General features: G+C 39.1%; 6 protein-coding genes. All 6 read right to left on the reverse strand.

Features of this window, described 5'->3' with window-relative positions:
* Nucleotides 1–50: 50 nt before the first annotated feature.
* On the reverse strand, nucleotides 51–2,381 hold the full coding sequence (locus IPP32_04175) for a T9SS type A sorting domain-containing protein (GenBank protein MBL0047278.1): 2,331 nt from the start codon (nucleotides 2,379–2,381) through the stop codon (nucleotides 51–53).
* A gap of 135 nt (nucleotides 2,382–2,516) precedes the next feature.
* Nucleotides 2,517–4,130: a T9SS type A sorting domain-containing protein gene (locus tag IPP32_04180; protein ID MBL0047279.1), complete on the reverse strand. Its 1,614-nt coding sequence runs from the start codon at nucleotides 4,128–4,130 to the stop codon at nucleotides 2,517–2,519.
* 79 nt (nucleotides 4,131–4,209) lie between these two features.
* Nucleotides 4,210–8,343 carry a T9SS type A sorting domain-containing protein gene (locus IPP32_04185; GenBank protein ID MBL0047280.1) on the reverse strand — a complete coding sequence of 1,378 codons (4,134 nt, stop codon included), beginning with the start codon at nucleotides 8,341–8,343 and terminating at the stop codon, nucleotides 4,210–4,212.
* A 117-nt stretch (nucleotides 8,344–8,460) separates the two neighbouring features.
* Nucleotides 8,461–12,531 (reverse strand): T9SS type A sorting domain-containing protein, encoded by a 4,071-nt coding sequence (locus IPP32_04190; protein ID MBL0047281.1) that lies wholly within the window; start codon nucleotides 12,529–12,531, stop codon nucleotides 8,461–8,463.
* 147 nt (nucleotides 12,532–12,678) lie between these two features.
* Entirely contained in the window at nucleotides 12,679–14,577 is a 1,899-nt protein-coding gene (locus IPP32_04195; GenBank protein ID MBL0047282.1) for a class II glutamine amidotransferase, read from the reverse strand.
* Nucleotides 14,578–14,680: 103 nt separating this feature from the next.
* Nucleotides 14,681–15,076, reverse strand: a complete 396-nt coding sequence (locus IPP32_04200) for a DUF1801 domain-containing protein (protein ID MBL0047283.1) — start codon at nucleotides 15,074–15,076, stop codon at nucleotides 14,681–14,683.
* Nucleotides 15,077–15,090: the final 14 nt, after the last annotated feature.

Raw genomic sequence — 15,090 nt, forward strand, 5'->3', positions numbered from 1 at the left:
CCTCATTAACGATTCTGTTAATGAGGGCTTTTTTGTTAGGTACCACTAGGTTATTTAATCACAACTTTTTTGTTTGTAATACTATTTGTTGAGATAAGTTGTAAGTTATATATGCCTTTTGAAAAAGCACTTACATCAATAGTTTTTGAAAACTTGCCTGAAAAATGATTCAGGCTTTCAGCAAAAACTAATTGTCCGTTCAAATTAAATAGTTTAATCTGTGTGTTTTCGGGCTCATGATTGATAAATGAAAGGGTTAATTTATCACTAGCAGGATTTGGAATTGCTGATAAACTTAGGTTTTGAGAAATTGATTTTACTGATAATGGATAATCAATATAAGCAATGTAGTCTTCTGTCTCGCCATATCCATAAGTACCACATGGGCCAAAAGAATTCATGGTTTCGCTTAAAACAGCCCTTAGTCCGGTGTTTCCAATTGGGGCATTCACCGGAATTGTTACCAAGCCTTGCATTAAGTTACCACCTGCAGCGTTGTTTGTAGTATCCGTAAATACAACTTCAGTTGAATCATAAAGGCCATCTTGATTATAATCGAGGTATACCTTTAGTATGCAGATATAAAAATTAGCGGAACTATTAATTTGTACTGCTTTAATTGGGTAGCTTGCTCCTTGGCTATATGAAAAAGCACCGAAAACGGTGTAGTCCGTGTATGTTTTGTTAGAAGTTGGATTGTTTAAGGCTGAAGTATCTCCGCTAATTAATAAAGATCCAAACTCAAACCATCCTAAATCATCATCGGCAGCTGAGGTTGGATAGGAGGCACAATAACATTGATAAAATGGTTTTAATGCAATTGAAATCGGAGTGGAGTTAACTGCGTTTCCAGAGCAAGTAACTTCGCATCTGAAAGATGTTGCTCCAATAACAGGAACTGTTGCATTTTGATTTGTTGCACCAGCAATATTTGTCCACGTTACATTATCAGGCGAGGATTGCCACTGGTAAGTTTGGCCAATACCAATTGAGTTTCCGGATAGGGATAAGTTAATGGAACTTGAATCACACACCAAAATAGCACTTGCTAAAGTTATGCCAGCTGTAGGGGGAGCAATACATGGAGTTGCACTAAGAATGTTCACAATATAATCTTCTGTTTCGCCATATCCATAAGAGCCGCAAGCACTTTGGGTAGCAGAACCATTTTCTCTCAAAACAATTCTCATTCGAGTATTACCACTCAAAGCGGTAAGTGGTATTGAAATATTTCCATTCAGTACGTTTGCTCCTATTGCGTTGTTGGTTTGTCCGATTGCAGACACCTCCGTGGTATCAAAAACCCCATCCTGATTAAAATCGATATGTACCGTGGCGAAACAAGAATAGAATGTTCCGGAATTAATTTGAGTAATTGATATAGGGTATATTAATCCTTGGAGTAAATCAGTTGGAGGCAATGAAGTAAAATCTGTATAGGTATTAACGGAGGTTGGGTTTGCAAGCGCCGGGCTACCTATCCCATTATTTAAGCTTGCAAGCGTAACATTTCCAATATCATCATCAAGTGAACTGTTTGAAAAGGAGGCGCAATAACATTGATTAGCTGGGTTTACACCAATAAAAAACGGTGTAGAAGTTGCTGATTGTGCACTACAGGTTACGATGCATTGGAAATACATCGCAGCAGTAACCGAATCAACATAAAAAGAATTAGTAGCACCAATAATATCTGACCAAGTAATGTTATCAGGTGATGATTGCCACTGGTAGGTTTGTCCTGAACCAATGCTGTTACCATTTAGTGATAGGGTAATGGAGGTAGATAAACAAGCACTTGCAGCAGGGCTAAAGGTTGTGCCGGCTGTTGGAGGTGCTACACATGGACTACCGGCAGCAATGGTTACTGTATAATCCTCAGCTTCACCACTTCCAAAATTGGTGCAGGCATCGGTTGCACCATTATTATTTCCGTTAGCACGGCTGCGGATCCTCATACCGGTGCTTCCGGTAAACGCTCCGAAAGGGATTGTTAAAGCGGCTGAATTAACATTACCAGCAACAGAAGTTAAGCAAACTTGAAACCACTCGGATGCATCATAAACTTGATTATTGTCATAATCAATCCAAACTGAAATAATGTTATTGGCGGTTGTAGTGATGTTAATTGCATAGGTATTACCCTGAGTTAAAGTTGCAGTAGTATTTCCAGAGGCAGGAAATACTGTAAGTGTGTTTGCAAAGGTGCCGGTGCAAGTATTTGCCGTATTAACTAATGTTGTTCCAACAATTTCAACATCCGTAATTTGATCTGTTCCACACCCTGCACCGCCTAAATTTGTTACGCAGTATTGGGCATTGGTAGATTGGTAACATGTTAACATGATACCAACTAATAAAGAGAAGTAATTTTTTATCATAAAGTTATTTTGAGGTTAATTCATGCAAAAATAAAAAAAGTCCCGGCTACCCGAGACTTTTTTTATTAACTGTGTGCGAAAATCAGCGCTAAAGTCCCTCAAAATGGGATTCAGCAAGCGGAAAGAATTTTTAATTTATTCGATAACCACCTTTTTATTGGTTATTCCACTAGTTGTGATTAGTTGTAAGTTGTAAATTCCTTTAGCAAATGAAGATACATCGATTGTTTTTGAATATGTTCCAGAGAAATTATTTAAGCCTTCTGAGAAAATTATTTGGCCATTCAGGTTGGTTAATTTTACCTGAGTATTTTCAGCATTATTATTCGTAAATGCTAAGGTAATTTTTTCGGAAGCTGGATTCGGAAGCACAGTTAAAGATTGATTTTGTGTGTTGTTTTTAATAGATAATGGGTAGTCTATAAAAACAATGTAATCTTCTGTTTCTCCACTTCCAAAGTTTGAACAAGCATCAGTTGCCCCATTCGTATTTCCTGCTCCACGACTTCTAACGCGCATACCGGTTAAGCCAATAGTAGAGGTTAGCGGAATGGCTACCGAAACAGTATTAGCTACACCTGTTGCAGAGGTAAGGCTTACTTGACTCCATTCAGTTGCATCATAAGTACCATTTCTGTCAAAATCAATCCAAACAGAAATAATATGACTACCATCGGTAGTAACATTTATTGGATAGGTTTCACCTTGATTTAGATTAGCGGTTAAGCTTCCAATATTTGGAAAGGCTGTGTATGATCCATCACTTGTATTTGTGCAAGTAGCGCTTGTACTGTTAAATCCAGTTCCAGAAATGGTAATTGCATTGATAAGGTTTCCAACTCCGCAATTTCCACCACCTAAGGCAGTACTGCAATAGCAAAGAATGGCTGGATTAATCGTAACAGAAGCAGCTGTAGAGGCAGCGGTTTGACCTGAACAGGTTACCAGGCAATGATAAAAAGTAGTAGCATTTACAGTATCAGAAAAAGTTGGAATTGTATCGCCTGTTGAAGGGACCCAAGTAATACTGTCAGCCGATGTTTCCCATTGGTAAGTTAAACCCGCACCAAGAGCATTTCCGGTTAAAGAGAAATAAACAACTTTTCCGGCGCAAACAGCTGATGATGACGCAATAGTTGTTCCAGCTGTTGGAGGCGCAACGCAAGGAGAAAGACCAACAATAGTCACATTGTCAATTGCCCACCACCAGTCATAAGTTCCTGTCCAAGTAAAACGCACCATAATAGTTGTGGCAGCTCCTAAAGAACCAACATTAAATGAAGTGTGTGCAGCCGGGTTCGGATAACCCACGTTTACTGAATCGTAAGCCAATATATTCCAAGTTAAACCGCCGTCAATACTCGCTTCAATTTTTCGAGAAGAACCTTGTGTATTAGGACCTGCCAACGCTCTGTATTGTTCATCAAACTCAACAATTACAGCACTTGCTCCTGCAAGATTCACCGCCGGAGTAGTTAAAGAAGCCATTTCATCAAAACCATCATTGGTGCTTCCTTCGTCGCTGTCAAAAATGGCAAAATTAGTATCAAATCCCGCACCGCTGATAGTTCGGTTATACTGATTGTTAAATATCCATAAGTTAGCAGCAGGCTGACCTAAACTATCGTTAGTCCAGTTAGCTGGCAAACTTCCTGACCCAAAATTTTCTGTGAGAAGCACTTGGGCAAAAAGTTGAGTTTTTAATGAAATGCATAACATAAGTGCACCAAAAAAGATTGTTTTTTTCATATTGAATTTATTAAGGTTAATATGCTACTAAATTACTGAATTGATTTTATTATAGATGTTAAAATAAGCTTTTTATGAATTAATCGATAATTACTAAGCGAAGTGTTTGTGTTCTTGAAGCATTATTCATTTTCAATAAATAAACTCCTGCCTGAATATTTTTCGCTCTTAAATCAATTTCTAACTGATGTTTCCCTTTCTCTTGAGATTCATTTGCGAGCGTCATAAGTTTTTCTCCTACTAAATTATAAAGTTCAATTGAAACGTTATTTTTCTGCGGAAGGAAATATGAAATTGCAACAGAACCATTTGAAGGATTGGGGTTTGCACTAAATCCTAAGGCGTAGTTCTCATTCTCTTTGATAGTTGTAATCAAAATAGTTTGAGTGGTTGCTGTATAGCATTGGTTTATGGCAATAAGCTTTACTGTATAGGAATTGTTTGTTGGATACACGTGAACAGGATTAGTTGTTGTATCCGTTGTTCCGTCACCAAAATCCCATAAATAACCTGAACTTAGTGGCGTTGTGTTTACAAAGGAAACAGTATTTCCGGCTGCAGAATAAGCAAATGATGTGGCACCTGAAGGTGGAAACTGTTGCGTAAGGGTTACCGGAACTTGAACCCAATTGTTTGTTTCATCTTGTTCGAGAAAGTTATTGTTCGGGTCAGTTATCGAAACAATAGAATAGTTTCCATTACAAGTACCCGGAAAATCAATTTGCATACCGGTTAAACCGGAAGAATAAATATCCAAGCTTCCTGTAAAAATTCCTTGGTCAGAACCACATCCGGTTACGCTCCCAAAGCCAGAATTTGGAATATCCGCTTGCGTTAAAACATTGCCGGTATTATCTAAACAATAACCTAAATTATTGGTGCAATTTCCAAGGTTTATTAAGCAAAAACTCACTTTAGCACCCGTGCCGACTATAGGCCATGTTGTTGCATTTGGGTTAGAGGTTGGAATGCGCAAACTAAAGGCACCCCAAGCATCCACATGCACGTGTCCATGACTTGGATGGTAGCTCATATAACCTGCATTGCGTGTGTAAGACGTCATTATGCCATTGTTTTTATGGTAGATGGTTTGCTTCACCAATTCTTTAACAGGTTGTCCATTCGGACAAAGTGTGGTGGCACATGAAACAGATACGGTATCACAAAAACACTGGTTTGAACCGTGAATTTCCATTGGACCCCAACCTATGTTTGGCGTTGCATTGCTCAAACGTAAATTTCCTAATGATTCGGGGTGGTCATTTTGAATGATTAAGCCGCTTGCTGTCATGTCGGGTAATAAATCGCAATTTTGACTTCCATCGGGGCACTGACAACCGAATGCATTATTTTCGCTGCAACCACCAACAGGGATAATTGGATCGACCGGAGGGTTAGAGCAAAAGGAAATCATGGCACTTAATAATTGGCCGGGAAGAGTTACAGAAGGAGCCTCATCTTTTACACAAAGGTACCAGGTACCATTTGGATTTTGCCCATCGTTAAAACCATTTATGGAATGGTTTGGAATAAATGTCCCTGTGAAAGGGGCATTAGCAGCATAAATATATCCATTTGCACCATTCATAGCAAAACAGGTATTGTTATAATTGGCAAAAAGCCCACCATTGTTTTCGGAAAGATAAACCGTATCTCCTGCAGGAGATTTTAGGAAGATTTTTAATTCACCTACTTCCGGATGCTGAATATCAATGCACACTTCGGTTAAACCATATACTGTATTTATTTGACTTGGGATACCTGAAACGCTTATAGGAAAAAGCACTGTCGTATTATTGTCTGGAATTGGGCCACCTGTAGCAGTTGAAAAGGTTGAAGCATTTACCTCCATCGTCACCAATAGGCTGTCGGAATTAACAGGGATACCACTGCAGGTTACTTCACATCTGTAATAAGTAGCTGTCAATTGTGAAGTACTGAAATTTGCATTGGTAGCACCGGTGATGTTGTTCCAGGATAGCCCGTTTAGTGAAGCTTGCCATTGATAGCTTAAGCCTAAACCTATTGAATTTCCTGTGAGCGATAAATTAAAATTTGCATGCGGACAAACAGCTGCAGCTGAAGCTACCGTTATTCCAGCAACAGGAGGAGCGGTGCAGGGAGTAATTGGGATAATTGTAATTATATAATCTTCCGTTTCGCCCCATGCATATACACCACATGGTGATTGCTGAGCAGAACTATTTTCAGCTAAAACAATTCGCATTCTCGTATTTCCGGGTAATGCAGTTAGTGGGATACTAACATTTCCGCTTATCACATTGCCACCAATTGCAGCAGTAGATGCCGCAGAAAATATACGTTCATCCAAATCATTAAAATCACCATCTTGATTAAAATCAATAAAAGCATTTGCCCAACAAGCGTAATACCCACCGCTATTAATTTGAGTTACAGAAAAAGGATAAGTAAAGGTTTGAACATAAGATTGAGGAGCCAAACCGGTAAAGTCGGTGTAAGTATTTACGGAAGCAGGATTGTTAATTGCAGCGCCGGCTACTCCGTTATTTAGGGTTCCAAAGGTAACATTGCCGATATCGTCATCAACCAAATTTGTAGCGCCGGAAGTGCAATAACAAGAAACGACAGGTGATATGCTTACCAATTGTGCATTACTTGTATCGCTAGAGCCACTGCACATGGTATAGCATCGATAATGAGTACTTTGATTAGGAAATGCAGCATACGTTATTGAATTTGCACCAGGAATGGAAGTCCAATTTGTTCCATTTAACGATGATTGCCACTGAAATGTTTGGCCTAGTCCCATTGAATTTCCAGCTAACTGAAAGTTTACTTGAAGGCCAGGACAAATGGATGTTTGTGAAGCACTTACTGTTCCTGCTGTTGGAGGTGCCATACATGGCTGTGCAACTTGAATAGCAATAGTATAATCTTCTGTTTCACCCCAAGTATAATTGCCACAAGGAGTGAGTGTTGTGGTAGTACCTTCCATTAACACCACGCGCATACGAGTGTTTCCTGAAATTGCAGAAAATGGAATAGCCACATTCCCTGTCATAATGTTTCCACCGAGGTTTGGATTGCTGAGGGCTGTGAAAGCAGTTTCTGTTAAAGGTTCAAAAATTCCATTTTGATTGTAGTCGATATAAACTCCCAATTGACACGCATAAAAACCTACCATGTTTATTTGGGTAATTGAAATAGGATAGGTTGTGCCGGGAGAAAATGATTGTGGAAAGAGACCAGTAAAGTCTGTATACAAATTGATTGAATTTGCATTATTCGTTGCTGCACCGGCAACTCCATTGTTTAATTGACCGAAAGTAACATTGCCAATATCATCGTCTGCATTGTTTGTCGCAGCTGAAGAACAATAACATTGAGTAATAGAATTAATTCCTACATAAACGGATCCGGAAGTAGATGTGATTCCAGAGCAAGTTAATCTGCAACGAAAATAGGTAGGAACAGTAATACTTGTATTTAATGAACTGATGTTAGCACCAATACTATTGTTCCAATTTATATTGTCGGTTGATGTTTGCCACTGAAAAGTAAGCCCACTACCCAAAGAATTACCATTTAAACTTAAGTTAAAAAGTACTCCCGAACAGGCATTTGTAACAGAACTTACTGCATTACCAGCAATTGGCGGATTAGTGCATGGAGCACCGGCTGCAATTGTTATGGTATACTCCTCTGTTTCGCCCGAACCAAATTGAGTACAGGCATCCACAGCACCATTATTAACATTGTTTTGTCTGCTCCTTAAACGCATTCCAGTGGCGCCCGTATAAGAACCGAAAGGAATTGTTATTGAAACACTATTTGGAATTGATGCAACAGAGGTAAGGCAAACTTGTGTCCATTCGTTTGCATCATAAACTAGGTTATGGTCATAATCAATCCAAACAGAAATAATATTGTCAGCATCGGTAGTGACGCTAAAAATATAAGTTTGACCTTGCACTAAAGTAGCAGTGGTGTTGCCGGAAGCCGGAAATGTTGTAAATGAACCGTTTGTGCCATTTACACAAGAAGGAACGGAACTGTTAAATCCTGTACCGGCAATGCTCACCGAATTAATTAATTGTCCTGCATTGCAGGCCCCTCCTCCAAGGTTAATACCTGGACAATATTGTGCCCAAGAATTAGATTGCACAAGCAGAGAGAGTGTGATTGCTAAAAATAGAGCAAATTGTTTTGTAGATGAAAATGTAAATTTCATGAGATGATATTTTGGGTTAATGTTTAGAAATGTAAGGATACAAAAAAAAGAAATAGAATAAAAATGCGGAAATGGAGTTACCACTTCCGCATTTTTCAAAAAACAAAATAATGCTGCTTAATAAATTGTTAAGCGGGCAGTCTTACTTTCATTGCCACTTGTAATTTTAATAAAATAACTACCGGGTTTCACACCTAATTGTTTCAAGTCAAAACTTGAAGAGTTATTGCCGGCTTGCATTTGCGCATTAAGTAAACATGTTATTTTTTCTCCAACCACATTAAACAAATCAATTGTAACCAAAGATTTTTCAATTATTGAATAGTTGAAAGTTGTATTTCCATTTGATGGATTAGGGAAAACCGTGAATGTTAAATTCGATGAATTGTAATTTTTTACAGCATTAAACAGATCAATATTAATGATGTAATCTTCTGTTTCTCCAAATCCGAAAGTGCCACATGGGTTTTGAATCCCGGGACCGGCACCTTCTGCTAAAATAACACGCATTCTGGTAAGCCCTAAACTTGCTGTAGCAGGAATCAGAATATTGCCGCTAACAGTGGAAACAATTCCAGCAACACCAGAAGAGGTTGTTCCTGTTAATACACGCTCACCTGCATCAGTAAACACGCCATTTTGATTGTAATCAATAAAAACAGTTACCCTTGCTGCAAAAAAGTTTGCATTGGAGGTTATTTGGGATACTGAAATTGCATAGGCTGTATTTTGATTAAAGGTTTGAGGTGGAAGTGCAGTGTAATCAGTGTATGTGCCAGTACCTGTAGGGTTACTCACAACAGGAGTAGCTAGCCCATTACTTAAAGCACCAAAAGTTACATTTCCAATATCAGTATCAGCCGCATTATTGGCAGAAGAAGTACAATAGCAGCCGGATAATGGGTTTTGAGTTACGTATACCACGGTACTTGTATCGCTTAATCCACTGCATGTGAGAATACATCGATAATAGGTGCTTTGATTTTGCGTGGTAGAATAAAATGTTGAAGTTGCAGCACTAATAACATTCCATTGAATGCTGTCGCTTGATGATTGCCAAACGTAGGTCATTCCTGAACCTGAACTTGCACCAATTAACGAAAGAGTAAATGTTGCTGCACACACTGTGCTATCACTTGCAGAAGTAAGTCCTGCGGTTGGCGGAGCAACACATGGTAATTGTTGAATGATGTTTATTAAATAGTCTTCAGTTTCGCCCCATTGATAGGCAGCACAAGGGGTGGGGTTAGTATTTCCCTCAATCATCATTACGCGCATTCTTGTTGTTCCGGGCACTGCTGTAGCAGGAATTATGACTGTGCCGCTCACAGTATTTCCACCAGCAACATTGGTGGTTGTAGCAGTAAATACTGTTTCGCCTAAATCGGTAAAACTACCGTTTTGGTTGTAATCAATGAATACAGCTGCTCGCGCTGTAAAGAAATTGGCGCTATTTATTTGTGTAAGAGAAATAGGATAGCTGGTATTTTGAGTATAAGGTTGAGGAGGCAATGAAGTAAAATCAGAATAATTACCGATAGCTGTTGGATTTTGTGTTGCAGGAATTCCTACGCCGTTATTCAAAGTCCCAAATGTAACATTCCCAATATCAGTGTCGCTGGTTTGATTTGCGGAAGAAGTACAATAACATTGATTTGATGGATTTTGGAGAATCAACACAACTGAACTGGTATCAGCCATACCGCTGCAATTAAGCACACAACGATAATAGGTACTTTGATTTTGAGTGGTTGTAAAAAAGGGATACGCAACACTTCCTGTATTTACCCAATTTATATTATCTGTTGAAGATTGCCATCCATACCCTAAGCCTGCACCGGAGCTGGCTCCACTTAATGAAACAGTAAATGAAACACCACCACAAACAGTACTATCTGTTGAAATTGCAAGCCCGGCTGTTGGAGGTGCTACACAAGGCAATTGCTGAACTAAAGTTATAATATAATCTTCCGTTTCACCAGAGGCAAAGCCTGTACATGCATCAGTTGCTGCATTTGCTCCTCCTTGCTGCCGTGTTCGAATGCGCATACCGGTTTGTCCGGGGAGTGCATTTACAGGAATAACTATTACTTTGGTACTTGCCACATTTGCTAGTGTACCGGCAGAAACTTGTGTCCATTCGCTGGCTTCAAATTGCCCATTTTGGTTAAAGTCAATCCAAAGCGAAATGGTATTGCCCGCATTTGTAACGGTTACATTAAAATTATATGGAGCACCAATATCCAAAGAGCCTGTATTGCTTCCAATTGGAGCATAGCTTGAATAGGATTGTGCAGTTGTGGAAGCACAAGCTGTTCCCAAATTGCTTAATGAAGTGCCAGAAATAGTTACATCATTAATGCTACCTGCAGGGTTACAGTTTGTATTGTTATGCAAAGTTGTGCTACAATAACAAAGGGTTGCAGGGTTAATTAGTACAGCTACACCATTGCTTGTGTCGCTTAATGCACCGCAGGTGAGGTAGCATCTGTAATATGTTTTTTGACTTGCTGAGGTAGTAAGAAAGGCATTATTTGCACCATTTATATTTGTCCAAACTAAACTATCCGAAGAGGATTGCCACTGGAAAGTAAGACCGGAGCCAACTGAATTACCAGTTAATTGAAGCGTGTAATTTACTCCAGGACATATTCCGGAAGCACTGCTGCTAGCTATACCAGCTATTGGTGTTGTGCAAGGGGCTTGTTGGCCTATTGTAATTAAATAATCTTCTGTTTCGCCGGAACCAAATTGAGTACAGGCATCAATTGCTGCATTGGCACCGCCGGTTAAGCGATATCTAATTCGCATACCGGTTTTACCGCTTATCGCAGTAACAGGAATATTAACAATTGTAGCATTTGCTGCATTTGCAACCGCAGCAGCAGCTAACTGCGTCCATTCAGAAGCTTCAAAAACCCCATTCTGATTGTAATCAATCCACAAGGAAATAGTACCATTGCCAGTGGAAGTAACATTAAAGCTATAACTTAGACCGGCTAAAAGGGTTGCAGTATAATTACCTGTATCAGTATAACTTGTGTAGGAGTTGCCATTTAAGCTGGCACAACCGCTACCCTGATTTGATAAAGTGGTGGTACTTATGCTCAGGTTATTTATATTCCCGGCTTGACATGTAGGGCCGTGTAAGTTGGTACTGCAATAGCAAGTTACAGCCGAGGAGCTTCCTGTAACCAAAACAGAAGAACTGGTGTCTGGAATTCCGGAACAAGTAACGATGCAAGAATAATAATTTGAAGCGGATTGGCTTACTTGATAACTAAGCGTATTGGCTCCATTGATAACTGTCCAATTCAAATCATCGGGTGATACCAACCATTGCAAACTGATTCCTGAGCCGGTAGAACTACCTGTTAAACTAACAATTTTAGAAGCTGCACAAGATGAACTGGTTGATACTGTTGCAATTCCAGCAGTCGGTGGAACAGTGCAGGGCAATGGAATAACCCAAGAGAAAGTTAGTCCACTAGGTGGAAAAACGGTTGTGTTAAAGTTACAAGTTGCAGTGGCAGTAGTAGAAGCGGATGTTGCAATCCAACTGTTAGCACTGGTGCGCAAAGCCACATCTAATGCCCCCGTTCCTTTTATTCCCACCTGTTCAAGATTTTGATTTTGAGATGCAGTTTGTACTTTTCCATAAACTATGTTCACTGAACCGTCTGCTTCATTTAAGCGAATTTGAAAACCGATACTATCTGTAGAAACCTGATTTGCGCGTTTATACCTGTCCCATTGCACCACCAAAATTCGGTTAGGAGCATTACCAATAGTTTCAAAACGGATGGAGCAACCGGTTTGTGCTTGTAAATCTCGGCCAAACCCAGCTATAACATTATTTAAGGTTCCGTTAATAGGAACGTTTAAATTTGCACCCGTAAAGTTTACAAAGCCATTCCCTAAAACAATCCATCCATTGGCATTGACACCAAATTTATCGTAGGGTGCACCATTGTAATTAAATGAAAAACCAATTGGCAAACCATTACCAAGTACAGTTGTTCCACCAAGGGGGCTAGCAGCATCCACAAAGTACTCATCATTTGTGCTTGTTGCATTACCTAAAGAAATTCCGCCGGTAATGGGAATATAAATTCCGTTGGATTGTGAAAAAACATAATTTGAAATTTGTGCATTGGCCTCAAAAGTTGATTTGAGTAAGAATGCCATGATTACACAAAAAAAGATTTTGTAAAAATTTGTTTTCATTTTCAAGAAATTATAGGGTTAAAAATTTATTGCAAGTAATATTACTACTTTTTTTTAAAAAGCAAAATCAGAAGGCTGTAAAATCGGAGTTGAGCGTTAATTATTCGGTTAGTATGCCCTTACGTTTTTTCCCTCAATGTAATTGATAAAGGATTTATTAACCACTTTATTTCCTCCAGGTGTGGGATAATCGCCCGAAAAATACCAATCGCCTAAATTTTCGGGGCAGGCTGTATGTAAGCCTTCTAGCGATTGATAAATTACTTCAACCTCTGCATTGATGCTTTGGGGAGTAAGCAGTTCTGCAATTTTTTTTGAAATTTGTTCTGGAGTAAAGGGCTTATAAATTTCCTTTACCACATTGCTGATTTTATCTTTCGGAAGTTCATCCATTGCTTTAGCTTTCTCGTAACAATCGTCGATGATATTTTCCTTAAAATTATCTTTCAACAATTGAATTGCAGCTTGAAAAGCAATAAAATCGCCTAACTTGGCCATATCTATACCATAACAATCCGGGTATCTGATTTGTGGTGCACTGGAAACAATAATTATTTTTTTTGGATTTAGGCGGTCTAACATTTTCAGAATGCTTTGCTTCAAGGTAGTTCCACGCACAATAGAGTCGTCAATAACCACAAGCGTGTCGGTTGGTTTAACAACGCCATAAGTAACATCATACACGTGTGCAACCATTTCATCACGGTGAATGTCTTCGGTAATGAAGGTGCGTAGCTTGGCATCTTTAATTGCCAGCTTTTCAATCCTTGGATGTATTGATAGAATTTTTGAGAGCTTTTCGGAGTTAAGTTCGGATGCTTGCTCCAAAATTTTCTTTTGTTTCACTTTCGTGAGATAATCTTCAATCCCTTTCACCATTCCATAAAAAGCAATTTCGGCTGTATTGGGAATGTATGAAAAAACCGTATTCCGCGTATCGTTCTCAATTGCACTTAAAATTGCTGGACATAAGGAAGTGCCTAATGCTTTTCTTTCTTGATAAATAGCTGCGTCGCTGCCCCTTGAAAAATAAATTCGCTCAAAAGAACAAGCCTTACGAATCTCCGGTTTACGAATTTCAAATTCGCCAACGTCACCATTTTTACGAACAATAAAAGCTTGACCCGGTTTTATCTCTTTAATTTTTTCTAATGGAACATTAAAGGCAGTTTGAATAACAGGCCTTTCTGAAGCCACTACCGCAACCTCTTCGTCAACATAAAAATAAGCGGGTCGGATTCCGTTGGGATCCCTTAACACAAACGCATCACCATGACCGAGCAGACCTGCCATAGCATATCCCCCATCCCATTTGCGGCTTGATTCCACAAGAATTTTTTGAATGTCGATATGTTGTGCAATCAGCTCCGAAATTTCTTGATTGGTATGGCCTTCCTTTTTGAATTCCTTAAAGAGGCGCTCATTTTCTACATCCAAAAAGTGGCCAATACGTTCCATTACAGTGACCGTATCCGTTTTTTCTTTGGGATGTTGTCCTAAATCAACCAATTGATCAAACAGCTCGTCCACATTGGTCAAATTAAAATTACCGGCAACTACCAAATTTTTTGTTTTCCAATTATTTTGGCGTAAAAAGGGATGGCAATTTTCGATGTTATTTTTTCCGAAGGTTCCGTAACGGAGATGGCCTAAAAAAAGCTCACCACTAAAGGCTGCATTTTTTTTCAACCATTCTGCATCATTAAATTTAGTGGGGTTGGCATTCTTTGCTTCTGCCAATTTGGAATTAATTTTTTCAAAAATTTCTTTGATGGCATTGCTTCCGTTGCTTCTATATCGGCTTATGTAGCGACTTCCGGGAGCAGTATCTAATTTTATGTTAGCTACACCGGCACCGTCTTGCCCTCTGTTGTGCTGTTTTTCCATCATCAAATACAACTTGTTTAAGCCGTATAGGGGTGTGCCGTATTTCTCAGTATAAAAAGGGAGGGGTTTGCGTAAACGAAGCAACGCAATGCCGCATTCATGCTTAATTATATCGCTCATTAGCGTAAATTAATTTAGGGTGAAAAGCTTCTGCAAAGATAGCAGTTTAAACCTAAATCAAGGGAAGAAAAGTGAAACTAAATGGAAGTAGTAAGGATGCAGGCTAGTGATGCTTATGATCAACCTGAATTGCTTCCTGCAAAAGGGAAACTATTGCGGATTCATTTATTTCCTCTACCGAATGAAAAATCCGATAATAAACCTGTTTGTTCGTTCCATGGATTAAGTATTTTGGGATATCCGGAAGTAGATTCCCGTAGCAGAACCCAAGCATTACTCCATTTTTGAAACCACCAAAAGGAATCGATGCGGGCCAAATGAAGCAAATTCTCCGCTTTCCATAGTAATAGGGCACATTGTAAGCCAGTTTTTCTTTTGTTTGGGCTATGTTTTGTGTAATGATTTGCCGTAAAACATCAGTTATTTGGCGTTCATTGGTACTCAGCTGTTCCCAAAACTCCAGATAGCTATGAAATTTTATTTTATTACGAAATGCCACCCTGTGAGGTATAT

Source organism: Bacteroidota bacterium (assembly GCA_016721765.1).
GTDB lineage: Bacteria > Bacteroidota > Bacteroidia > UBA4408 > UBA4408 > UBA4408.

Coding starts and splice junctions, on each gene's coding strand:
- IPP32_04185 (MBL0047280.1), bottom strand. CDS start 8,343: ATGAAATTTACATTTTCATCTACAAAACAATTTGCTCTATTTTTAGCA.
- IPP32_04195 (MBL0047282.1), bottom strand. CDS start 14,577: ATGAGCGATATAATTAAGCATGAATGCGGCATTGCGTTGCTTCGTTTA.
- IPP32_04180 (MBL0047279.1), bottom strand. CDS start 4,130: ATGAAAAAAACAATCTTTTTTGGTGCACTTATGTTATGCATTTCATTA.
- IPP32_04175 (MBL0047278.1), bottom strand. CDS start 2,381: ATGATAAAAAATTACTTCTCTTTATTAGTTGGTATCATGTTAACATGT.
- IPP32_04190 (MBL0047281.1), bottom strand. CDS start 12,531: ATGGCATTCTTACTCAAATCAACTTTTGAGGCCAATGCACAAATTTCA.